Origin of the sequence: Bacillus sp. JJ1533, from assembly GCF_036965045.1 — a bacterium.
Taxonomy (GTDB): domain Bacteria; phylum Bacillota; class Bacilli; order Bacillales; family Bacillaceae_L; genus Ferdinandcohnia.
Genome location: NZ_JBALOV010000026.1, coordinates 116,961 through 141,819 on the forward strand (window position 1 = coordinate 116,961; position 24,859 = coordinate 141,819).

The 24,859-nt window shown below is 37.9% G+C and carries 22 protein-coding genes; 12 read left to right on the top strand and 10 right to left on the bottom strand.

The window, feature by feature from the left end; genetic code table 11:
* A partial coding sequence (locus tag V7138_RS13865; RefSeq protein ID WP_335398508.1) for an alpha/beta-type small acid-soluble spore protein occupies window positions 1-174 on the bottom strand: 174 nt, incomplete at its 3' end.
* 285 nt (window positions 175-459) lie between these two features.
* On the opposite strand from V7138_RS13865, the gene V7138_RS13870 reads away from it, so the two are divergent.
* Window positions 460-702 carry a hypothetical protein gene (locus V7138_RS13870; RefSeq protein ID WP_335398297.1) on the top strand — a complete coding sequence of 81 codons (243 nt, stop codon included), beginning with the start codon at window positions 460-462 and terminating at the stop codon, window positions 700-702.
* Between the two features lie 312 nt (window positions 703-1,014).
* Here V7138_RS13870 and V7138_RS13875 read toward each other — a convergent pair whose 3' ends face one another.
* From V7138_RS13875 to V7138_RS13910, 8 genes are all read right to left on the bottom strand, one after another.
* Complete coding sequence (locus V7138_RS13875) at window positions 1,015-2,112, bottom strand: ABC transporter ATP-binding protein (protein ID WP_335398299.1); 1,098 nt, start codon at window positions 2,110-2,112, stop codon at window positions 1,015-1,017.
* A gap of 138 nt (window positions 2,113-2,250) precedes the next feature.
* Complete coding sequence (locus tag V7138_RS13880; protein WP_335398301.1) at window positions 2,251-3,150, bottom strand: PucR family transcriptional regulator; 900 nt, start codon at window positions 3,148-3,150, stop codon at window positions 2,251-2,253.
* Between the two features lie 71 nt (window positions 3,151-3,221).
* Window positions 3,222-3,407, bottom strand: coding sequence for a hypothetical protein (locus tag V7138_RS13885; protein WP_335398303.1), 186 nt, complete (start codon window positions 3,405-3,407; stop codon window positions 3,222-3,224).
* Window positions 3,408-3,458: 51 nt separating this feature from the next.
* Window positions 3,459-3,668, bottom strand: a complete 210-nt coding sequence (locus V7138_RS13890) for a YheE family protein (protein WP_335398305.1) — start codon at window positions 3,666-3,668, stop codon at window positions 3,459-3,461.
* A 327-nt stretch (window positions 3,669-3,995) separates the two neighbouring features.
* Entirely contained in the window at window positions 3,996-5,177 is a 1,182-nt protein-coding gene (locus V7138_RS13895) for a YheC/YheD family endospore coat-associated protein (RefSeq protein ID WP_335398307.1), read from the bottom strand.
* Complete coding sequence (locus V7138_RS13900; protein ID WP_335398309.1) at window positions 5,174-6,532, bottom strand: YheC/YheD family endospore coat-associated protein; 1,359 nt, start codon at window positions 6,530-6,532, stop codon at window positions 5,174-5,176. Before V7138_RS13900 ends, V7138_RS13895 begins: the two co-directional genes overlap by 4 nt.
* A gap of 21 nt (window positions 6,533-6,553) precedes the next feature.
* The gene (locus V7138_RS13905; protein ID WP_335398311.1) at window positions 6,554-7,618 is read right to left on the bottom strand and encodes a YheC/YheD family endospore coat-associated protein; all 1,065 of its coding nucleotides are present in this window, start codon (window positions 7,616-7,618) and stop codon (window positions 6,554-6,556) included.
* 16 nt (window positions 7,619-7,634) lie between these two features.
* A complete protein-coding gene (locus V7138_RS13910) occupies window positions 7,635-8,993 on the bottom strand; it encodes a YheC/YheD family endospore coat-associated protein (protein ID WP_335398313.1) in 1,359 nt (452 codons plus the stop codon).
* A gap of 172 nt (window positions 8,994-9,165) precedes the next feature.
* On the opposite strand from V7138_RS13910, the gene V7138_RS13915 reads away from it, so the two are divergent.
* From V7138_RS13915 to V7138_RS13945, 7 genes are all read left to right on the top strand, one after another.
* Window positions 9,166-10,299, top strand: coding sequence for a DUF445 domain-containing protein (locus V7138_RS13915; protein ID WP_335398315.1), 1,134 nt, complete (start codon window positions 9,166-9,168; stop codon window positions 10,297-10,299).
* Window positions 10,300-10,443: 144 nt separating this feature from the next.
* On the top strand, window positions 10,444-10,800 hold the full coding sequence (locus V7138_RS13920; protein ID WP_335398317.1) for a YlbF family regulator: 357 nt from the start codon (window positions 10,444-10,446) through the stop codon (window positions 10,798-10,800).
* 136 nt (window positions 10,801-10,936) lie between these two features.
* Window positions 10,937-11,800 (top strand): Cof-type HAD-IIB family hydrolase, encoded by an 864-nt coding sequence (locus tag V7138_RS13925; RefSeq protein ID WP_335398319.1) that lies wholly within the window; start codon window positions 10,937-10,939, stop codon window positions 11,798-11,800.
* A 213-nt stretch (window positions 11,801-12,013) separates the two neighbouring features.
* Entirely contained in the window at window positions 12,014-13,528 is a 1,515-nt protein-coding gene (locus V7138_RS13930; protein ID WP_335398321.1) for a coproporphyrinogen III oxidase, read from the top strand.
* A 188-nt stretch (window positions 13,529-13,716) separates the two neighbouring features.
* On the top strand, window positions 13,717-14,856 hold the full coding sequence (locus tag V7138_RS13935; RefSeq protein ID WP_335398323.1) for an acyl-CoA dehydrogenase family protein: 1,140 nt from the start codon (window positions 13,717-13,719) through the stop codon (window positions 14,854-14,856).
* Between the two features lie 33 nt (window positions 14,857-14,889).
* On the top strand, window positions 14,890-16,509 hold the full coding sequence (locus V7138_RS13940; RefSeq protein ID WP_335398325.1) for a long-chain fatty acid--CoA ligase: 1,620 nt from the start codon (window positions 14,890-14,892) through the stop codon (window positions 16,507-16,509).
* A gap of 551 nt (window positions 16,510-17,060) precedes the next feature.
* Complete coding sequence (locus V7138_RS13945; protein ID WP_335398327.1) at window positions 17,061-17,849, top strand: enoyl-CoA hydratase; 789 nt, start codon at window positions 17,061-17,063, stop codon at window positions 17,847-17,849.
* A 63-nt stretch (window positions 17,850-17,912) separates the two neighbouring features.
* On the opposite strand, the gene V7138_RS13950 is transcribed toward V7138_RS13945, so the two are convergent.
* Entirely contained in the window at window positions 17,913-18,095 is a 183-nt protein-coding gene (locus V7138_RS13950; protein ID WP_335398329.1) for a YhzD family protein, read from the bottom strand.
* A gap of 160 nt (window positions 18,096-18,255) precedes the next feature.
* Between V7138_RS13950 and V7138_RS13955 the strand changes: the two genes are divergently transcribed.
* From V7138_RS13955 to V7138_RS13970, 4 genes are all read left to right on the top strand, one after another.
* On the top strand, window positions 18,256-19,155 hold the full coding sequence (locus V7138_RS13955) for an ABC transporter ATP-binding protein (protein WP_335398330.1): 900 nt from the start codon (window positions 18,256-18,258) through the stop codon (window positions 19,153-19,155).
* Complete coding sequence (locus V7138_RS13960; RefSeq protein WP_335398332.1) at window positions 19,148-20,407, top strand: ABC transporter permease; 1,260 nt, start codon at window positions 19,148-19,150, stop codon at window positions 20,405-20,407. Before V7138_RS13955 ends, V7138_RS13960 begins: the two co-directional genes overlap by 8 nt.
* A gap of 145 nt (window positions 20,408-20,552) precedes the next feature.
* Window positions 20,553-21,779 (top strand): metallophosphoesterase family protein, encoded by a 1,227-nt coding sequence (locus tag V7138_RS13965; RefSeq protein WP_335398333.1) that lies wholly within the window; start codon window positions 20,553-20,555, stop codon window positions 21,777-21,779.
* 9 nt (window positions 21,780-21,788) lie between these two features.
* Window positions 21,789-24,806, top strand: a complete 3,018-nt coding sequence (locus V7138_RS13970) for an AAA family ATPase (RefSeq protein ID WP_335398335.1) — start codon at window positions 21,789-21,791, stop codon at window positions 24,804-24,806.
* Window positions 24,807-24,859: the final 53 nt, after the last annotated feature.

Sequence of the window (24,859 nt, forward strand, 5' to 3'; positions counted from 1 at the left end):
TTGAGCGAAAGATACTAAACGCTTTGTAATTTCTCCACCAACTGATCCGTTTGCGCGAGATGTAGTGTCAGCACCTAAGTTAACACCAAATTCTTGAGCAATTTCATACTTCATTTGGTCGATAGCTTGTTCAGCACCTGCTACTAATAATTGGTTACTATTGTTGTTTGCCATTTTCCTTCATCTCCTTAAACTGATTTATTTTGGTGGGTTACTCCGGAATTGCACCAGATATAAGGGTTTCCTTAGCCTCTAGGCTAACCCGTTGTATATAAGTTTTTTTCTGTGTTGCTTGGTGAGTTGTGTGTTGCTGTGTTTGTACTAAGTATTATGTGACGAATACAAGATTATATTCGAACATAACTCTGCCAATTAATTCCTGTGAGGCATGGAGCATAACTGCTTTGTTTCATCAAAAACTATAGTGAGTAAATACGAAAATGAGTAGGAGAGAAGAGCATGCCAATTTGTCCATTATGTAATGGCTTTAACAAAGCTAGCTTCTCATGTGCACAATGTGGGAATTCTTTGGAGGATTCTGGACGCATTATCGATTATTTTGGTCCTTACAGTGCATATATGCAGATTGATGACTTGAAAAAAATAGATGGCATCCAAACTACATTTCAAAACAATGAATGTGCTCATTTATTCTATTGTACAAGCTGCAATACCCAAGAAGTAAAGACCATTAAAGAATAATGAACGTCCCTCTTGGCCAACAAAAAAGTCGCCCCACAAAGTGGGCGACTTTTGACTGTATTTATGATGTCTAGCTCCAGCGCCTAGCCAGTTTTCACCTTGAATAGGCTTCTAAGAGTATCTTGCGAAAAGCTTTGCTTTGAGCAGCTCGAGGTCACAAGCCAATCCATCAAGAAGGTCAAAGAGCAACCTTCTTCGCTGGCTCGTCTTGTGCTTGTCGGACTTGCACAGGAAGTGCTGACGTCTACGTTTGCCACAGGACGTGGCAGTTTTTAGTAGACGTTCTTCTTCAGGCGCTTGCGCTTTTCTTTTTTATCGAATTCTCTTTTCATTATCTGCGTCGAAGAAATGGCATTTGTTCATATCAAATGCAAGTTCGATTTTTTCACCTGGTTTTGCTTGAGTACGTGAATCAACACGTGCCACAAAGTCTGTACCTGCAAGCTGTGAATAGAGCATAGTTTCAGCACCAGTTAACTCGGATACTTCAATAAGTGCAGTGATTTTAGATCCTTGAGCAGATTCAATGAATACAGGCTCATCATGAATATCCTCTGGACGAACACCTAGGATGATATCTTTGTTTACATAGCCTTGTTCACGAAGAACCTTCATTTTTCCTTCTGGAACAGCAACTTTTACATCACCAATTGTGAATGTACCGTCCTGTAATTTACCAGGGAAGAAGTTCATCGCAGGAGATCCAATGAAACCAGCAACGAATACGTTTTCCGGATTGTCATACACCTCTTTTGGTGCTCCAACCTGTTGGATAATACCGTCTTTCATAACAACAAGACGAGTAGCCATTGTCATCGCTTCTGTTTGGTCATGTGTTACGTAAATTGTAGTTGTTTGTAGACGTTGGTGAAGCTTAGAAATCTCAGCACGCATTTGTACACGAAGCTTAGCATCAAGGTTTGATAAAGGTTCGTCCATCAAGAATACTTTTGCGTCACGAACGATTGCACGTCCTAATGCAACACGCTGGCGCTGACCACCTGATAAAGCTTTAGGCTTACGAGTTAAATACTCTTCAAGTCCAAGAATTTTTGCAGCGTCTTTAACTCGACGATCAATTTCATCTTTAGGGAATTTACGAAGCTTTAATCCGAATGCCATATTATCATAAACACTCATATGTGGATATAGTGCATAGTTTTGGAATACCATCGCGATGTCACGATCTTTTGGAGCAACGTCATTTACACGCTTATCATCAATATAGAAATCTCCTTGAGAAATTTCTTCTAATCCAGCAATCATACGTAAAGTAGTTGATTTACCACAACCTGATGGTCCTACAAATACGATGAATTCTTTATCTTTAATATGAAGATTAAAATCTTCTACCGCCGTTACTTTATTGTCGTATACTTTGTAAATATGATCTAAAACTAATTCAGCCATTATTTTTCCTCCTAGTGTAAACGTTTTCGATACTTAAAGTTTACTTTAAAGAGGACAACACCGTAAATGTGTAAATTGCACAAATTGTTGAAAGGGTTTTCGTGCAAGTTTACTATTTATCACATACGAAGAGTAAAGTTAAAAATGTTCGAGGTCTAAAATGGCTAAATAGGTTGTCACGGCACCGTGAAAATGCTTAATGTCAATGCCTGTCTTTTCTATGAATTTCTCAATCCGGTATTGTAGGCTATTTCGGTGCATATATAGGCGTTTCGCAGCATTTGATACATTCAAATCACTTTCAAAGAAAACTTTGATTGTTTCAAGTAATTCGTGGTCACCTTGTAGCTCTTCTGGAATCACATTTTTAAGTTGGTTACGAAAATCTGAGTCCATCCCTTCAATTAATAGAAATGGCAATATATCATGTAATCGATAAACCTTTTGTTTATGCAAAAATTGTATCCCTTTTTGGAACCAATCTTTTTCTGTTTTAAAAAGAGAGCTAAGATTGTTAGTAAGGGGGTGGGTTTGTCCAATAAATAAACGCATGTCCGTATAAAAATCACTTGTTAACGTAACAGTGATTTCATCATAGAAGACATCCTCAATCATTTCCTCGTTTCTCGTTTCAATGAGAACCCCACGTGAATCATTTTCCCAGAGAAAGATGGTATCTCTTGGCAAAAGTGCCTGAATGGCCTCCTGGAACTCAAGATGGTCGGTAATCGGTTGGTCAGCATAAAATTGAATAAACCGGCAGTGTGTAAAAGGAAGTTGATCAGGTGAAACACTGCCTTGTTGTAAAAACAAAAGGTTATACCAAAACGCCTGGGTATCGTTCATATCGTTGACATGAGTACCATATGGTGTAAAAAGGGAAGATAAAAGAGAGGCCTCTTTTGTAGAAAGACGATCCTTTTTAATTCCGAAAAAAGCTCCTGTATCCGTTAAAAACCACGAATACAAATCTGTTTTGTAGGGTGATTCTGCTGTTATAAGAGCATCCTGATAATGCTTCATCAAATTTTCAATCATGTAAAAACTCCTTCATTTCAATCAAAAAATCTCCTTCTATTATAACAGAAGGAGACCTAGTCGCTAACTGATTATTCAATTACATTCGGTGGTTCCTCTTTCTCAAAATCCCGAGCTTCCTCGATATTCGTTTGATCATGATAACGGTAGACACTTCCACCAGCCATTCCTTCATTTATGAAACGGTCCACATCCATAAATACTTCATCTTTACCTTCATGTTGAAGGTCTTTACGCTCTTTTCCTTGCTTCGCCATAAAAAAAACCTCCTTTGCACTTAGTTTGTGAAGGAGGCAAAGAAATCATTCTTAGTCATACACATGGAAAAGCATTAATTCATGAATTTGTTTTGTAATGTCATTCAAAACTTTCAGATTGGGATGATTGCCGTGCCAATCGATGCTTCCATCCTTATTATAAATTCCATTGTATTTTGTTCCTTGGAAGTAAAAGGAAAAGCTCCAACCAGGAATTTTGCTACTTTTATATAAAGGCTTCCATTGAAAATGTGAAATCATGATAAGCTCCCCTAGCTTCTATTTACGTTTGTGTTTGCCGTCCAGCTTAAACGCCTAGCCAGTTTTCAACTTGAATAGATTTCAGTGAGTATCTTGCGAAAAGCTCAGCTTTGAGCAGCTCGAGGTCACAAGCCAATCCATCAAGAAGGTTAAAGAGCAACCTTCATGCTGGCTCGTCTTGTGCTTGTCGGACTTGCACAGGACAAGGAATGCTTCGTGGCATAATCATCGCACGAAGAAAATGCATAGCATTTTCGAGGAAGTGCTGACATCGACGTTTGCCACAGGAGGTGGCAGTTTTTAGTCGATGATCCTTTTTAGAGGCGCTTAAGCATTTGATTTCATTATAAGTAGTTTGGTTAAATTTTCAAGTCCTTTTTGTTGAATTTGGTCTTCATCAAACACCATTGGTTTTGAATTGATTTCATAAATATACATCCTTCCATCCACTGATCGACCAAGGTCAATCGAGAACTCTCCGATAAACTCACCTGTTTCGTCCAAAAGTACTTTGCCAACTTCATTCACAAGCTTTTTTAAAAGAACTTCATCAAAGCGAGAGCGAACCAATTCATAGGGGATAATTGACCCACCATTTGGAACATGTGTAGTCACTCCATTTTTACCAGCAACCCTGACTCCGATACCGCTAATGATATGTTTCTTTTCATAATAATGACATAAAAGCCTTAAATCATACTGTTTTCCATCATACGTATCCGCTCGAATGGCTTCCTGTAATAAATAATCGTTTACACTAAAGTCATCCATAAACTTCTTCCAAAAGGGTATGAGTGTTGGATAGCTTTGTTTTTCGTGAGGTGATTCTACAATTATTTCATTATGAACGGTTTTTAGTCTGTAAAGATTGATACCTTTATGTCCGGTGGAGCTTTTCAAATAGAGGATGGGATGTTTTGCTAGCATTTCTTCGATATCGCTTTTGTCTTTAATAAGAGTGGTATCAGGAAGAAATCGATGAACAAAATCATTATTTTTTAAAATTTGATAAATCTCCCATTTTGAAAAAAAAGATGGATTAAAAAACGGGATTTCCTTCATTTTTAAAAAAGTAACAACTTTGGTAAAAGCCAGCCCCTCTTCCATGTGACGATATGGAATCCGATTATACACAACATCCGGAAGAGGAGTTCGTAATTTAATCCATTTTTGTAAGGGTTGATAAAAAGTAAAAGCCTCAACGGACTGTTCCTGAATTGACTTCGGGGTAATAATGATTCCTAATGCACCGTTTTCCTGCAAGGATAATAGAGTTTTTTTCAATACTTTGAGATTTCCTATAAAAGTATTGTCTTTTGAGAAACCTGTAAGAATGGCAACGATAGGACCTATCTTTTTTCCATCTTTTTTAACAGGAAAAGGGAGCGATTGCTCTGGGCTGCTCCCTACATAAGAAATGATTGTTTTCGTTTTTCCAAAGTAAAGTCCATTTGCTTCCTCACATTGAACCCACTTCTTTTTTTCAATGTGATAATAAATGGTGATCATTTGAAAACTTCCTCAGGTTTTTTAATGGTGGTTTCTGTTAAATAGACAGCATATTGCAAAGGAAGCCTGCTTGAGAGTTTATCATATTTTCTTAGTTTTGGATGTGAAAAAATCGATCGACCTGGCTTGGAGTTTGCCTCGAACAACCATACACTGCCATTTTTATCAACACCTAAATCAAAGCCAAGTTCCCCAATATGTCCTTTTTGTCTCAAATCAATTACTTCACTTAATGAAAGTGCTGCCTGTTTAAGGGAGTCTGTTATTTTCTTACATTCGGCGACATCAGGAAAAATTTCTGAGAGTGTTCGAACGACACCCCCGTTGTTTAGATGTGTAGTCACACTGCCACGTCCCGCGATTTTACCAGCCATCACACTGATCTGCCAATTCCCATTTTCATCTTTATTCGTATGAATCCTAAAATCAATCGTTTTGTGATCGCTTCGGAGTAAATGAATGCCTTGTTGGACGATATAATGTTCTAATCGTTTGTCGCGGAAATGGGTGTTAATAAATAATTCAATAGAAGAAAAACGCTGAAGACGATTGTTTCCCTCCTGGTCACGAAAGCGACAATAATACTCTCCGGAATCTCTGTCAAATAAAACTTGATAAATGCCTAAGCCGAGGCTACCGTTGGCAGGCTTAATGTACACGTGCTGATATTTAGTTAGCATACGCTCGATTAACGTAAAGGTTGGATTTTTATGGGTTTCTGGTAAATACGTATTTACACGGTGATCGCCCTCTAACAATTGGTGAATTTCCCATTTATCAAAAAATCCAGGATTAAACCACGGTATTAAGTACTCATGATGCAAACGTTGTTTGATTTCCCGTAAGGTTTTATGTTTTTCGGTACGGCGGTTTGGTAGGCGGTCATAGACCACATTAGGAAACGGAACTTCAATTGTTTCCCAGCCATTTTCATTATGAAAAAGTCCAAGAATGGTCCCTTTTTCCCAATCAATATGCTTCGCACCAAATACAAAAACATAGGCACCTACTGCTTTCTCCTGGGCCAAAAGTTTTGCAAAGAATAAGGTTCGCTCTCCAATTGGGCGGATCATCGATTCACTAAAGCCTGCTGTGAAAATTCCGATTAGCGGTCCAACGTAAAGATGGTCACCATGGATAAAAATCTGTGTTGTGCTTGTATACGGAATCTTTAGGGACGAGAAAAGATCCTCTGATAGTTTGATTTCCTGTTTATCAACTTGGATTACCTCACATTCAATCGAGGATGTTCCAAAAAGAATTTGCTTGATAGGTGTTTTTAATTGGTAGGTACTAGGGATATACACTTTTCCGTTTTCTTTCTGTGTCATCTTAAGCGGAAGCGGTGTTCGCATTTCTTTCAACTCCTTTTTAATTCAATTTTTCGAATGAAGATGGAGGCAGTATTGTAATGGTGTTTTGTACAGCACATCTTCTTTTGATTGGTTCGTTTCCAAAATAACCTTTCTACCAGGCTTTGAATTCGTATCTAATATCCAGATGGCACCGTCTTTTGTAAGACCTAAGTCAACTCCTATTTCGAATAATGGTTCAAAATGCACTTCTAACACATCTGGTAACCTATTAATAATTGTATGAATATTATCCGAAAGTAATTGCTTTTGAAGAAAAGTCATCGTTTCTGTCCATTTTTCAAATGATTGGGTTTCACCGCCACCACCCAAATTTGAAATGAGATGATTTGGCAATCCGAGACGAATCCCGCGACCTTGTTCAACCCATTTTCCTTGGCCATCCTTTTGAAGTAAGATTCGAATGTCAAATGGGCGGTTCTCTTCATCATGTAATGGCAAATAGGGTTGTGATAAATACGGTTGACTGGTAATAACGGAGTCAATCCACCTTTTTAAATCCCCTCTAGTCGTGAATTGATTCTTTTTTAGAAGGTGTTTATCCTTATAGATGACCTCAACATGATTACGGTGAAGAAAAAGACCAATTATTCCTTTACCCATTGATCCTTTCTCTGGCTTTAGGATGATTTGATGCTGCTTCATTAAAGTTCGTAGGATAGCAGAAGCGGAGAGAGCCTGGTCAGTAGAAGGGATATAAGGTGATAATTCTTTATCTTGGCGCAGGGTGTTGTAAATCTCCCATTTGTTTGGAAGACCGTGCCCTAGAAAAGCATTTGCTGGACGCAACTTTAACCAGTTCATAATGGGCTGACTTTTTTTTGAGATTTCATCATTTGAATAAAAACATCGGTCATATAGAAACATTGGAATTTCAAACATGCTTTGTTCCCACGTATTTGTCCGATGATTATACTTTTCTCCACGAACCCATTCAGAAGTAGGTTCAATCGATGTTGGAGTAAAGCGGTAAAGCTGTATTCCTAATTCAGGAGCACGTTTGGCAAGTTCCGTTGCATAGTTTCTTTCCTGATTCGGGTAAAGTGTAATAAAACCCAGTGAAATCATTAGACCCTCTCCTTTCTCACTCTAAATTGGCTAGAAAGACACAATGCTGTAAAATTGCTTTAGCACTTGGACGAATTTTAGGTGAAAATTGATCCTGTTCTTGGTTTTTCGATGGCTTTGTGTTAACCTCAAGAATCATTGGTTTTCCATTTTCTTCAAGCGCTAAATCGATTCCTAACTCCGCAAAAATTCCGTCGTCTGTTCCGTCGATTATCGCGGCAACCTCCAGTGCTAACTCTTTCATTAACCTTTTAATATGAGGAAATTGTTTTCCATCAAAATTTTCGCTCAGTACTTTATGGAGCTTTTGAATTTCACCACCTCTTGCAAGGTTCGAAACAAATTGATCTTTTGACGAAACCCGTGCAACAATTGAAGTTAACTGCCATTTATCACTAGATTGCTTTTGGCATAGAGCACGAAAATCCAATGGTTTTTCGTTATATAAGAGAAGTGGAATACATTGCTGCACAATAAATGTATGTTGTTTTAGTCTTGAGAACAAAGATTGAAAAAGGGATGCAAAGCTGTGATGGATTTTCTCGATGTCACCTGAGAAGGTTGTGTAATCTAATAAATATTTGCCTTCATCCGTTTTATGAATTCGAAAAATATTTCTTCCTTGACTGCCATGGACTGGCTTTATAAAAACACACTCGTATTTCTCGAGCATATGAAATAGAATATCTTTATGAGTTAACAGCTCGGTGTCAGGGATATATGAATGGAGATGCTCATTTTCCTTCAACAATTCATGTACTTCCCATTTATTTAAAAAATGATCATTAAAATAGGGAACATTTCTCATTTGCAACTCATTTGTGAAATCGATAAACCTTTTGGATTGTTCCCGTTTTCGTGAGTGGATCCGATTGTGAACCACCTGTGGGTAAGGAACAGGTGATTTTTTCCACATCCCATCTATATAGATGTATCCATAATGGTTATAAAATGAATGTAAGGAGAATACATAAAAAAATGCCCCGATTTCATTTGCATATAAAGAAATTTCCCCGCAAAAATCATCGATTGAACCAAGTGAGACAGGAGTGTTTTTTTCGTTTATCTCGGTTAATAATCCGACGACTGGGCCAATTTCAAGGGAATGATCCGATTTTTTGAAAAGGGTAATTGAAAAATTTTCAGTTGGAAGCTGCAATTCCTTTAAGATGAAATCATTACATTGAATCACAGGCTCGCTCTCATTAATAGATACGATTTCAACGGTGACACTATTCCTGCTGCACCATAATTCAATGTTTTGTTGATTTTGTAAGCCAAACTCCTTGATGATGTTGTCACTCATTTTTATTTGCAAAGAGGAAACCTGCTCATTGGAAACAGGAATCACCTCGATTAGAATTTTTTTCGTCATCTTGATAACCCCATTTGCGTAACTTGACGTTCAAACACTATAATTGATAAAGTGATACTTCAATCGGGAGAAATTCTTTCAGCCTAAAATATAGGCAAATGTCTCATAACGTATCGTATGAAAAAGCAGGTAAACCTGTGACTTGGTTAAAGTTAATTTAGAAGGTGATTGTATGAATGTATTTTTAATGATTGTATTCATGATGGTGGTCGGTGCCATTATTGGGGGAGTAACGAATCATCTGGCAATCAAGATGCTGTTTCGACCATATAAACCTATTTATATCGGTGGAAAGCGACTTCCTTTTACGCCGGGATTAATCCCGAAACGAAGGGAAGAACTGGCAAGGCAGATGGGAAGAACTGTGGTCGAGCATCTTTTAACGCCCGAGAGTCTAAAAAGCAAACTAAAGGATGAAAGTTTTGTCAACACAATGAACGGATGGGCGAAGGAAGAGGTTGGTAAATTACTTGATACCGAAAAAAAGATTAATGAACTTGCGGGGTATGTGGGAATACACAATCTTGATGAAATGGTCGAGGAAAAACTAATTCAATTGATTGAAAAGAAGTACGAAAGTCTTCTAGACGAACTGGGAACGAAGGAAATTGGACAGATTATTCCTGAGGAACTCCTTTCAACAATAAAAATGAAGATTCCTGAAATAGCAGAATATATCACAGAAAAAGGCATTGAGTATTTTGAAAGTGAGGAAGGAAAATATCGTCTGAAAAAAATGTTGGATGATTTTCTGTCGACCCGAGGTATGCTTGGGAATATGGTGCAGATGTTCTTAGGGAATACAAGTTTAGTGGATAAGATTCAGCCTGAAATCATAAAATTCCTGAGAAGCCCAGGAACAAAGGAACTTTTACATTCTTTAATTGAAAAAGAGTGGGATAAGGTAAAAGCCTTGGAAGTTAATCGGATGGTTGAACAAGTAGGCTCAGAAAAAATTCTTTCGTTCTTAAAGGAACAGACATTACATATCTTCCCTGTAAAGAAATATCTTGCAACACCCGCAAATGTGGTATTACTACCTTATAAAGACCGAATCCTAGAGACTCTAGTTCCTAAAGGAATTGCAGCGGCTAGTGATTTCATCGCGAACCGTGTTGAGATAATGATGAAAAGCCTAAAGCTAGAGGAAATTGTAAAGGATCAGGTCGGAACATTTTCAGTGGAACGCTTGGAGGAAATGGTATTAGGTATTTCTAAACGAGAATTCAAGATGATTACGTATTTAGGGGCATTGCTTGGTGGAATCATCGGTATTTTTCAAGGGATTATTGCACAATTTTTTTAAAAGGTTTGAACAAACGGACCTTTATGGGAATATGTTAAAATCATGACTCAGATTTCTGTCATAGGATGAATTATGTGGAAATGTTTGTTATAGTGGGTAAGAACCATTTTCCGCAGATTAAATCTGGAAAAGGAGGTAGGTAAAATGGGTGTGAATTTATATGATGTTGCGTATGGAGTTGAAAAGGCGATTCGTGAAAGTAATGAATTTAAGCAACTAAAGCAACTATACGATCAAGTCAACAATGACGAAGGTGCAAAGAGGTTATTCGAAAGCTTCCGAAACATACAATTATCCCTTCAGCAAAAACAAATGATGGGTGAAGATATTTCACAAGCAGAAGTAGAGCAAGCTCAGAGACAAGTTGCACTTGTTCAACAACATGGCACAATTGCAATGCTAATGGAAGCTGAGCAACGCATGAGCGTTGTCATCGGTGAACTAAATCAAATCATGCTAAAGCCACTTGAAGAACTTTATGGCAGCATGGACCAACAATAAGGTATGGATGAACCCTACGCGAAATGGCGGGGGTTCTTTTTGTTTCCTAATCATGTAAAACCTACTGTTCTAATCAACTTCATTTTTTCATAACCATATATATAGGGACAGCAACACCGAGAAGGAGGACCTGCATATGTATAGGTTACTAGCAATAAATGTTGATGGAACATTACTGCGTCCGAATGGTCGGCTTCAAAGCGGAACAAAGGAAGCCATTGACTACGTTCGAGCGAAGGAAGTTTATGTGACTCTCATAACAAGACGTCCTTTCGCATCGACTAAAAAAATAGCCAAAGCATTAAAGCTAGACTCATTGCTAATTACACATAATGGAGGATTTATTAGCCATGATCTAAATAACCCAATCTATGTAAAACGAATATCGGAAGAGAAAACTTTTAATATCGTCCAGGTATTAGAAAACTTTAAATGTAGTATTCGACTCCAGCATGAAAAGTTCTCAATTGGTAACCGGATGAGATTTCCTGGTAACCTCATCGCAAAAGCGATGTTTGGCTCAGGTGACCCACTCTTTTATCCAATGCAATTTGTTGATTCACTAGGTGACTATTTAACAGACAATCCTGTTGACCCGCCGAAAATTGAGGTCTATTCACAAAGTGAAGATGAACTGGGAATAATCAAAGAAACAATCAATGAGCATTTCCTGGATGTCCAAGTCGATTTAACTGAACCACATAGGCTAGAAATTACACCTTTAGGAGTTTCCAAGCTTAACGGTTTACAAGCTTTAGCCAAACATTTAGATATCCCTTTACACGAAACTGTGGTCATCGGTGATTCAACAGACGATATTGAAATCATTCAATCTGCCGGGTTAGGGGTTGCAATGTGGAATGCACCGAAGGAAGTTAAATTTGCAGCTGACTGGGTGACCCGTTCAAATAATATGAATGGCGTATCCTATATGATCAAAGAGCATTTCCGAAAACAGCAAAGAATTGACTTTTTAAAACAAATTAAGATTGAAAAATAAAGTTAGCTTTTGCCTCCACAGGTTGTGGGGGTTTTTTATATGGTTAAAAACTTCTAAAATCGATAGATCAAAAATAAAACCGATTGGAACGAATTATTTCCGATTAAAGCGTAATGCCAACTCAAAAAACCAACCAAATTTCTCATATTGATTAAAAAACGGACATTCTGTACACTTAAGAAAGCTTATTTTATTGAAAAGGTGATACAAACTATGCGTATTTTGTTCAAAGGGCTTGAGGATGAGCGGTTTATTCGGCCTCTACAGCTCATCACAAATCTATTTTTCGAGGAAAGTGAAATTTCCATTACAGAACTAGAAAATCCTGAGCTAGTAATAGACTTTCATTACGAATCTAATTATTCAATCATAACTTCAAAGGCCACACTTACTGATATGAAGTCAGGTACTGACTACGAGGCAAGCTATAGTAAAGAATTTCCGCCGTTTGAGAATGAAAAAGAACAATTTAAAAAGATAAAAAATGCTGTTTCACATGTGTATGTAACTGTAATGCAAGACTTTACAAAGATTATCCAGCCCTGGGGAATGCTTACTGGTATCCGCCCAACAAAGCTTTTACACAAAAAGAACCGAGAAGGTGTGTCTCCAGAGGCAGCTCACAAACAATTAAAAGAAGACTATTTGATTACCGATGAAAAACTTGAATTAATGCGCCAAATTGTCGACCGCCAACTCACAATGGTTCCTGATTTATATCAACTGCAAAATGAAGTGAGTATATATATTGGAATTCCTTTCTGCCCAACGAAATGTGCGTATTGTACATTCCCGGCTTATGCAATCAATGGACGACAAGGCTCGGTCAATTCCTTTCTTGGTGGTCTCCATTACGAGATGCGCGAGATAGGACGCTGGTTAAAAGAGAATAATATAAAAATTACAACCGTCTATTACGGTGGTGGTACCCCAACAAGTATTACAGCTGAAGAGATGGACATGCTTTATGAAGAAATGAATCAGTCCTTCCCAGATGTTCAACATATTCGAGAAATCACTGTTGAAGCTGGTAGACCGGACACGATTACACCGGAAAAACTGGACGTTCTTAAAAAGTGGAATATTGACAGAATCAGTATTAATCCACAGTCCTATATTCAAGAGACATTAAAAGCGATAGGGCGTCATCACACAGTGGAGGAAACGATTGAAAAATTCCATCTAGCCCGAAGCATGGGAATGAACAATATTAATATGGACTTAATCATTGGCCTGCCTGGTGAAGGAGTGGAAGAATTCAACTATACTCTTTCTGAGACAGAAAAGCTGATGCCTGAGTCATTAACCGTTCATACCTTGTCCTTTAAGCGTGCATCGGAAATGACACGAAATAAGAAAAAATATAAGGTTGCCGGCCGTGAGGAAATCACAGAAATGATGAACAATGCTTCTACATGGACTAACAAACATGGCTATGTACCTTATTATTTATATCGAATGAAGAACATACTTGGAAACCTAGAAAATGTCGGTTACTCTTTGCGAGGGCAAGAAAGCATCTACAATATCATGATTATGGAAGAAGTCCAAACAATTATTGGGCTAGGTTGTGGGGCAGCAAGTAAATTTGTTGATCCAGTAACAGGTAAAATCACACAATTCGCAAACCCAAAGGATCCAAAATCCTACAATGACAATTTTTTAGAATATACGAATAAAAAAATCAATATTTTAGACGAGCTATTTCGAGTGGCAAAAGGGGTATAGGAAACTATACCTCTTCTTTTTTGGGAAAAAAGAGGATTTTTCTAGTTAATGAGGAATTATTCAAGTATTGGACCTCATAAAGATTAACAGACTCCTTTTTTTAAAATGTAAACGCTTTCCGCATTATTTTTTAGACTCCGAGTACCTGTCGATTTTATGAGTAAACCCTTAAATTAGGAGGGATAACAATGACTGCACGTTATTTGCAAGATGAGCATCAGATTTTCCGGGATGCCTTTCGGAAGTTCCTTGAAAAAGAAGCTTACCCTTTTTATAACGATTGGGAAAAAGATAGGATGATACCACGTTCTTTTTGGACAAAAATGGGAGAGAACGGCTTCCTTTGTCCATGGGTCGATGAAAAATACGGGGGATTTAACGCTGATTTTGCCTATTCAGTCGTCATAAATGAAGAGCTTGAACGGGTGGGGGCAAGCATGATTGGAATCGGCCTTCATAGCGATATCGTGGTTCCATATTTGAACGAATATGGAACAGAAGAACAAAAACAAAAATGGCTCCCACCATGTATCTCAGGTGAAATCATAACAGCGATTGCGATGACAGAACCAGGTGCTGGATCTGATTTAGCTGGGATTAAAACAACGGCTATAAAAGAAGGAGACCATTATATTGTTAATGGTCAGAAGACATTTATCACAAATGGCATTCATGCTGATTTGGTTATTGTTGTGTGTAAAACAGATCCGAAAGAAAAACATAAAGGAATTAGTTTACTAGCAATTGAAAGAGATACCCCCGGATTTTCAAGAGGAAGGAAGCTTGATAAAGTAGGGCTTCATGCCCAGGATACGTCTGAACTTATTTTTGAAGATGCCAAAGTTCCGGCTGAAAACCTCATTGGAATAGAAGGAAAAGGCTTTTATTATTTAATGCAACAGCTTCAGCAGGAACGGCTAATTGTCGCCATTTCTGCTCAAATCGCAGCAGAAACAATGTTAAAGCTAACTTTAAAATATGTAAAAGATCGCGAGGCCTTTGGAAAATCGATAAGTAAATTCCAACATATTCAATTTAGACTTGCTGAACTGGCGACCGAAATTGAGATTGGCAGAACGTTTTTGGATGATTTAATTGAACAACATATTTCAGGAAAGGATGTGGTGACAAAGGTTTCAATGGCGAAATGGTGGTTAACTGATATGGCAAAAAAGGTAGCAGCTGAATGTATGCATCTCCATGGTGGCTATGGATATATGGAGGAATACGAGATTGCTAGAAGGTATCGTGATATTCCAGTGTCCGCTATTTACGCTGGAACAAATGAAATTATGAAATCAATTATTGTGAAAAACATGGGGCTATGATTTTTTAAAAAATAGTGGAGTGGGGGAATCATTATGATGAATGTACCATTACTTGTTTCTTCAATGCTCGAGCGCGCAGAAAAGTTTTTTCCTAAGAAAACGGTTGTGTCGAGAACTTCGACAGGAGTAGTAACCCATACTTATAGAGAGATTGGTGAGCGAACAAGAAGACTTTCAAGTGCGCTCGAAAAAATAGGCGTGAAGAAGGGAGATCGTGTTGGAACCTTAGCATGGAATCATCATCGCCATCTCGAAGCTTATTTTGCGATACCTGGAATTGGAGCCGTACTGCATACCATTAATATTCGCCTTTCACCAGCGCATATTACCTATATTATCAACCATGCTGAGGATAAGGTACTGATCTTTGATGAAGACCTGCTGCCATTGTTGGAAAAAGTGAAGAACCAATTACCATCGGTTGAAGCCTATGTCCTCATGACAGATAAGGATGAATTGCCTGAATCAAATTTAGAACCTCTTTATCATTATGAAAAAATGGTAAGTGAAGGAAATCCTACATTTGAATTTAAAAAAGATCTGGATGAAAACGATCCGGTAGGAATGTGTTATACATCTGCAACAACAGGAAATCCAAAAGGGGTCGTTTATTCGAACCGTGGCATTGTGTTGCATAGTATGGCACTTGGGCTTGCTGATAACACAGGATTATCTGAAAGCGACATTGCAATGCCGGTTGTTCCGATGTTCCATGTGAATGCCTGGGGATTACCGTTTGCAGCAGTATGGTTTGGAACAACCCTCGTTATGCCGGGGCCATATTTTACCCCAAAGGTACTTGCTGAATTAATTGATGCTGAGAAAGTTACTGTGACTGCAGGAGTACCAACAATCTGGCTCGGACTTCTTAACGAATTAGAGCAAGGCAATTATGATACAAGTAGTTTAACTCGTATTTTATGTGGTGGGTCCGCTGCTCCAAAAGGACTAATTAAGGCTTTTGAATCAAAATATAAAATTCCGTTTATTCATGCATATGGGATGACAGAAACCACACCACTTGTAGTATTGTCTCGTTTAAAAAGCTACCAAAATGATCTTACTGATGAGGAAAAATTAGAAATACGCTCGAAACAAGGGGCACTCGTACCGCTAGTAGAAATGAAGGTTATTGGTGCAAACGGGGAGGTGGCCAATGACGGAAAAGAAATGGGGGAACTTTTGTTAAGAGGTAATTGGATTGCAGATAAGTATTACAAGGATGAGCGGACCAATGAAGCGTTCCGTGATGGATGGCTCCATACTGGGGATGTTGTCACCGTAGATGAAGAAGGGGTTGTGAAGATTGTCGACCGAACAAAGGATTTAATCAAAAGCGGTGGGGAATGGATTTCCTCTGTTGATATCGAAAATGCACTCATGGCCCATGAAGCCGTTTTTGAAGCCGCTGTGATTGCAGTTCCCCATGAAAGATGGCAGGAACGACCAGTGGCATGTGTTGTGTTAAAGGATGCTGCAAAAGGGCAAATCACAAAAGAAGAGTTGATTGAGTTTCTAAAGCCACAATTTGCAAAATGGTGGCTACCAGATGATATCATCTTCATGGATGAAATTCCAAAAACTTCGGTAGGAAAGTTTTTGAAGAGAGCACTGCGCGAGCAATTGAAAGACCATATATCACAGGTAAAATAAACATGCATCGTCTCAATTGGTTAGGAATTGTAAATGCCGAAATGAGGTACGTGGTTGGAGATAAATAGGAAGTAGAGACTCGGAACATTGATAAGAAAGAGGCTCCTTTTTGGATAAAAATAGGAGAAAGCTAGCTGGCGAACCCTGTAAAGAGGCTCTCGTTTGGAAAAGGATAGGAGAATGTTAGCTTGTGAACCCTGTAAAGAGGCTTCGAGTTGGAGAAACTTAGGAGAATGTAAGCCAGTGAACTCTGTAAAGAGACTTAAGGTTGGAAATAATCAGGAGAATATTAGCTAGGAAACCCTGTAAAGAGGCTTTCGGTTGGAAAAATCTAGGGGAATGTTAGCTTGTAAACCCTGTAAAGAGTCCAACAATTGGTAAAATCAAGAGATAACTAACCTGCAATTTCCGAAAAGAGTCTCACACCTGATTATAACAGTAAACCTTTAAATACCATCCGAAAACTTTGGATGGTATTATTTTTGAAAACGGTTTCTTTTATATTAATATAATTGTATAATATTAGTAACACCACTTAAGGGGGCTTAATAATGGCAATTGAACAAGTAGAAAAAGTGTTACTTTATATGGATGATCGAGTAGCGTATCTTACTCTTAATCGCCCTAAGTCACTAAATGCAATGGATGTTGAAATGTTAAATCAAATTTTACATAGTTTAAAAGAGGTAGCTGCCAATGATCAAGTGGATATCCTCGTATTGGCAGGAAGCGGAACTGGTTTTTCAGCAGGTGGTGACATTAAAACAATGCTGAGCTCAATAGATGATAGTGAATTTGAACCGGTAATGGAACTTATCTCTGAAATAACGAAAACGCTCTATCTGTTGCCGAAACTAGTAATCAGTGCAATTCATGGACCAGCTGCAGGACTTGGATTAAGCCTGGCACTAGCTGCTGACTATATTATTGCAGATCGACTATCAACTATTGCCATGAATTTCATCCGTATTGGTCTGATTCCAGATGGAGGAGCACATTTCTTCCTTGAAAAAAGACTTGGAGAAGCAAAAGCTAAGCATTTGATTTGGGAAGGAAAGCAATTGTCACCAGGGGAAGCGTTGCACTTGGGGTTAATTGACGAGGTTGCAGAAGAAGAACTGCAAACGGCTGTTATTCACAAGCTCAAAAAGTGGAAAAAGAAACCCGTGCTTGCAATGCTTCAAACCAAATCCATTTACAATCAAATGCATTTACCAGAACTAGAGAAAATTTTAGAATTGGAAAAACAAGGTCAGCAAGCCATGCGAAATACAAAAGACCACCGTGAGGGCATTCAAGCCTTTTTAGAAAAACGAAAACCGATATTTACCGGTGAATAATAAGGAAAGTCCCGCTGAAATATGGCGGGGCTTTTTTTAGTGCACTCCAATAAGAGTAATCACCTATCGATGAAACAACACTAATTTTCCAGCGGAGCTTGTGCAGCGGTGGGTTGTTTCTAGATAGTTTTTTTCTTTTAGGATCTTTTCTCCACGTTCCTTCGCTTCTTTTTCAGTAGCTGCTTCAAATGATTCCTCTAGAAGTTTTTCCCCCGTTTTATCAAATACAGTTAATACATAATTCATGCCAGATACCCCTTCCCAAAAGTGAAAATTCTGATACTTAAAGTGTAGTAGATTGCTAATCTTCTCGCAACAATTAATCAGGTGAACAGTGTGGTATCATTATTCGGTGAAACTTTTTTATAACTTAATCGTAGAAACTACTGGAAAAGGAGGAATACTGATGGCATTACAACTTGAAAATGTAACAAAACGATTCGGTAGCTTCACGGCTGTTGACAACTTATCAATCGAAATTCCAGAGAGTGAAATGTTTGGATTTTTAGGTGCAAATGGAGCTGGAAAAACAACAACATTCCGAATGATTTTAGGATTATTAGATGTCAGTGAAGGAAAAATTAGTTGGGATGGGAAAAAAATTAATTATGATACAAGCCATATGATCGGATATCTGCCAGAGGAAAGAGGTCTATATCCGAAAATGAAGGTACGTGACCAGCTTGTCTATTTAGCAAGACTACGCGGGATGCAGAAACAAGATATTTTAAAACAAATAGATTACTGGCTAGAGCGATTTAAGGTTCCTGAATATGCAACAAAAAAGGTTGAGGAATTATCAAAAGGAAACCAGCAAAAAATCCAGTTTATCGCTTCTGTCATTCATAAACCAAAGCTTCTAATTCTTGATGAGCCATTCAGTGGGCTTGACCCAGTGAATGTTGAGCTTTTGAAAGAAGCAGTTGTGGATTTGAAAAATGCAGGAACCTCAATTGTATTTTCAAGCCACCGTATGGAGCATGTGGAGGAATTATGTGAGCACCTATGCATCATGCACCATGGTAAACCGGTTGTGCATGGAACATTAAAGGACATCAAGCGCTCGTTTGGAAAGAAGAACGTCATTGTTCATGCTGATTTTGATATTACCCATTTAAAAACATTAGCCGGTGTTACAAAGGCAAAGGAAACAGCGGAGGGACTTCATTTACAGGTTGAAAGTGAAGAGATTTCACAAAAAATCCTTGATTCAATTGCTGGAAAAGGTTTTGTTCGAAAGTTTGTTTTAGAAGAACCTTCCTTAAACGATATCTTTATTGAAAAGGTAGGTGCTTCCTATGAGTAAATTTTGGATTATTCTCTTTCACACATATGTCAGTAAATTAAAGACAAAATCATTTATTATTACGACACTAATAACCGCACTCATTATTGTGGGTTTAGCAAACATTCAAACCATCATCGAAAAATTTGATGAAGATGAAACAAATCATATTGCTGTTCTAACGGAGTCAGATGGTCTTTTTCAGGCTTATGAGCAGACATTATCTGCAATGACAATGTCTAGTGAGATTGTCCTCGAAAAAATGGCTGGAACTGAAGAAAAAGCGAAAGAACGGGTTAAAGCTGAAGAAATTACAGGATATCTCCTTTTGACAGAGACGCCTGAGGGACTTCCACAAGGGCTATATAAAGCACCTTCGATTACGGATTCAGAAATTACTGGGCAATTGGAACAAGCTCTTCAACAATTGAAGGTAACGATTGCTACAACAAAAGCGGGATTATCGTCTGAGCAGATTAATGAACTATATGCACCTGTTCATTTTGAGAAACAAGCACTTGAAGAAAATGCAAAATCTGAGGAAGAACTTAATCAGGCACGTGGTTTAGTATATGTCCTTTTATTTGTCATCTACTTTGCCGTGATCATGTATGCAAATATGATCGCAATGGAGGTTGCGACTGAAAAATCATCTCGAGTAATGGAAATACTCATTTCAAGTGTGTCCCCGATTAAGCAAATGTTCGGGAAGATTCTTGGTATTGCACTTCTAAGCTTAACCCAATTTGCGGTCATCTTAGGAGTCGGGTATGCTTCCTTAAAACAAAGTATGAGTGGTATGGAAGGTGGCTTTTTTGAAGTGTTCGGCTTTGGCGACCTGCCGATTTCAACATTTGTTTATGCTGGAATCTTCTTTATATTAGGTTACTTCCTATTTGCAACACTTGCAGCCTTCCTAGGATCATTGGTGAGTCGTATTGAAGATGTTCAACAAATGATTACCCCGATGACCTTATTAATTGTAGCTGCATTTATGATTGCCATGTTTGGTCTAACAAAACCAGAATCATCCGTGATTACCATTACATCATTTATTCCGTTTTTTGCTCCTATGATTATGTTCCTTCGTGTTGGAATGCTAACACTACCAGCATGGGAAATCGCCTTATCAATCGGAATACTTGTACTAACCATTACTTTATTAGCGATTTTCGGTGCAAGAGTTTACCGTGGGGGAGTTCTCATGTACGGCAAATCATCCTCCTTCAAGGACATTAAAAAAGCACTACAGCTAACAAAAAATGATAAATAAGGAACCCTATCATTTGGAACCGGAGGAATATTTTCCTTCGGTTTTTTGGTATGAAAAATCGCACATAAAATGCATAAAATAAGAACGTGCATTCGTATCCTGGAGGTGATAGAATATATGTAACAGAGCAAAGGGGGCGCCTAAGATGAATTCGATTACTTTTTTACATATCGCGGATTTGCATTTGGACAGCCCATTTTCAGGGCTAGCTAATCTACCTTCAGAATTATTTAAACGTGTTCAAGAAAGTACATTTACATCCTTAACGAGATTAATCGATATGGCGATAGGGGAAAAGGTAGATTTTGTTTTGATTGCTGGTGATTTATTTGACGGAGAAGATCGAAGCCTTCGTGCACAGTCCCGATTTCGAAAAGAAATGGAACGCCTAAAGGATCATGAAATTGAAGCCTTCATTATCCACGGAAATCATGACCATCTGGGAGGAAGTTGGCCACATTTTGAATGGCCAAGCAATGTTCATGTGTTTCAAAATGAAAATGTCGAAATCAAACCCTTTATCAAAAATGGGGAAACACTTGCAAACATTCACGGCTTTAGCTATACAAAGAAAGCCGTTCTAGAAAACAAAACCTCATCCTACGAGAAAAAAGAAAATGCACCATTTCATATTGGAATGTTACATGGAAGCAGGGAAGGAGAAAGTGCTCATAGCCGATATGCGCCATTCTTACTGTCAGATCTCCAGCGGAAAGGATTTGATTACTGGGCTCTTGGACATATTCACACAAGGGAGATTCTTTCTGAGGATCCACCGATTATCTATCCCGGCAATATTCAAGGAAGACATAAAAAAGAAATCGGTGAAAAAGGCGGTTATCTTGTAGAGCTTTCGAAGAAGGGCGCAGACTATTCATTTCTCCCTGCATCTGACCTCATTTGGGAAAATACAGCCATCGATATTTCAGCGATTGCAAGTTTTGATCAACTTGTAGATTTAACACTTTCCTGCTTAGAGGATTTTCATAAAGAAAATCAAGGTGTATTTTTAACGATTGAATACACAGGAGTGGGCCCACTCCATAATCAACTTCAGGAAAAAGGAATGCAAGAAGATTTACTGTCGCTTTTAAATGATGACATAACAACAAAGGATTTTGTTTATGTTGTGGAAATAAAACAAAAAACACAATTGGAATTCAATCGAGATAAAATGAGGCAAGACTCTCATTTTATCGGAGATTTAGTAGAAAACATAGAGTCCTATCAAGATTTTAATCAGGCACTCCTTCCTTTACGGAACCACCAAAGTTTTCGCAGATATATCGACACTTTTACAAACGAAGAACTAGAGGAAATTCTAAAAGATGCGGAAAACATGATCCTTCGGGAACTGTATCATTCAGATTGAGGTGATGATATGAGAATCATAGGCATTCAGATTTATGGATATGGAAAACTGGAAAATGTAGAACTTGGAAATCTATCACCTAATCTTCAAGTCTTTTATGGCCAAAATGAAGCTGGCAAATCTACTCTTATGTCTTTTATCCATAGCATTCTATTTGGATTCCCAACCAAACAACAGACTGATCAACGCTATATTCCGAAAATGGGAACTAAATACGGTGGAAAGCTAATAATCGAAACAGATGAACATGGAACGGTTATGATTGAAAGACTTCCAGGGAAAGCTGCAGGAGATGTAACCGTCTATTTACCGGATGGAACGGTTAAGGGAGAGGACTTTATTTCTGAACTGTTCCAAGGAATGGATAAAACCCTTTACCAAAATATCTATTCCTTCAATATCCATGGGCTTCAAGGAGTACATAACTTAAAGAGTGAGGATATAGGAAGATTTTTATTTTCTGCTGGAACTGTTGGAACAGATGCCTTGCTTGAATTACAGAACAAATTAACAAAGGACATGGATCATTTATATAAACCTAAAGGTAAGAATCCTCCCCTTAATATGGAACTGAATCGGCTTAAAGAGGAACATGCAAAAATTTCGAAGTGGCAGGAAAAAAACAATGAATACGAGGGATTGCTTGAAGAACGGCATAAGATTGAAAGTGAACTAAAAAATCTAGAAGCTAGTAAACAATTCCTTAAGGGACAAATTCAGGAGTCAGAAAAACTACAATCGATTCAGCCCATCGTAGCAGAATATCAAACTCTGGAATATCAATTGACAGGTTTACCCGTATATGAGCCCTACCCAGAAGATGGATTGAAGCGTTTCGAACAACTTCAGGCACTGATAAAACCATATGAAGCACAACTCAAAACATTACAAACAAAATTGCTAGAATTAGATAAGGAAAAAAGTTCAATCCAAGTATCCCCGCAACTACTTGAGAATGAACAGCCAATTGTAGAATTGGTCGAAAATAGAAGCCTGTTTGTTGAAAAACAGAACAGACTTCAGCTAGTCACGAAAGAGCTTCAACAGCTTGAAGAAGAAACACGGCTACTAAAAAACAGAATCAATCTATCTATCTCAGAAGAAAAAGTTCAGGAACTCGATCTCAGTATAGCTGCAAAAGATTTATTTTCAGAAATTGTTTCTGATACAGCCCGTCATAAACAGCAGAAACAATTTTTAGACGAAAATTTCACTAGAGCCAAGGATGTACTAGAAAACAGTGAACAAAAGCTCAAGGAACTCAAGCAGCAAATCCTTTCTACTGAGGAGAGAACAACCCTTGAAAAGAAGAAAAGTCAATATACTGCAAAAGAAAGCATAGAGAAAGAAAAGGCCTTAATTGAAGATGAAATCGATAGAATTACTCACCAAATCGAAAGAGCGACAGCAAAAGAAACGGAGAATAAGACTAAGTTAGCCCGTGTGTTCAATGGCATTGGTTTAGCATTGCTTCTCTCATCCGTCTATTTTTATATCTCACAAGAATGGATAACAGGTGGAATCTTAACCATTTTAGCTCTTCTCATGCTACCAATAGGAAAAAGGGTCACGTCACAGATGTCTTCTTCCATTATTCATGAGCTTAAGATTGACAAAGAAAGTCTTCTGAAAAAGCTCGATGCCATCAAAGAAAAGCTTAAAAGCCAAAATCTTTCAGATGATGAAGAAATTACAACAAGACTTCTTCGTGACCAGCAGGTTAGACAGGAAATTCAAATTGAAAATGCTTCTCTCCATCAACATGAACGTGCATATGATAAGGTGCTTGTTGGATTTGAAGAATGGGAGAAAGCGGGTTTTTCAATTGAAGAAAGAGTGGCAAACATCAAGAAAACATACGGGCTTCCACAGCATATATCGAATGAGCGCTTGTTGGATGCTTTTCAAATTCTTGAAGCAATTCGAGATCAGGCCTTAAGGAAACGTAAGCTTTTGGAACAACGAAATGAACTGCAAAAAGAAATTTCTAGTTTCAAAGAAAAAATAGATTTCGTTGGAAAGCAGTTAAAGATACCAAATCAAGATGTTATCAAGATAGATGAATTGGCAAGCCAATTACAGAAAGAAAAACGGAAATATGACCAACTTTTACAGAATGAAGCAAAATTAAAAGATACAACTGACCAGCTAGAAGAACTAACGTTGGAAATGGACCACCTTCAAAAGGAATGTCATGTTTTGTGGAACATGGCTGAAGTTTCAAACGAAGAAGAGTTCCGAGCAAAGGGACAAGCGAATGTTAAGTCTAAACAAGTGAAAGAACGAATGAATCTTCTAAAATCTCAGTTAGAACGGTATGGAGACCTTGTGAACAACTGCAGTGTTGAAACAGATTATGAAAATCGAATTGAAGGATTATCAGCTGACATCACTCAGCTTAATGAACTTGAAAAGGAGAAGCAGCGTCAGTTGTCTGCTATCCATCATCGTGTCCAGGAACTTGAAGAAGGTGGAACCTATGCGGATATTCTTCATTCTTATGAGGCAAGTAAATCCTTAGTTAAGGATCATGCGAAGAAATGGGCAGCACTTGCCGTTGCGAAGGATATTCTGTCTAAAACAGTTGACCAGTATCGAAAACTACGGCTTCCAAAGGTGATTGAAAAGGCTGAGCGTTATTTTTCGATATTAACAGATCAAAAATATAAGAAAATCTATTTAGATCAAGATATCGATGGATTTATTGTTGAGGATATAAATGGACTTCGTTTTAAACCAGGTGAACTTAGCCAAGCAACCTCAGAGCAATTATATATTGCGCTTCGATTTTCACTAGCAAATACGATGCATCCAAACCAATCGTATCCTTTTATAATTGATGATAGTTTTGTTAATTTTGATTCTTATCGTTTAACTAGTGCAATCTCGCTTATCAAAGAGCTGTCACAGGACAATCAAATCCTTTTATTTACATGTCATCAACATGTTTTGGAAGGATTTGGAGGAGTCGATTCTATCAAATTAGATACTGAAGAAATCAAGGAAAACCAAAAAAATATGCTATAATTTTGTTAGAAAATAGAATGCTAAATGCTATTGGAAGAATGAACTTTAGATAA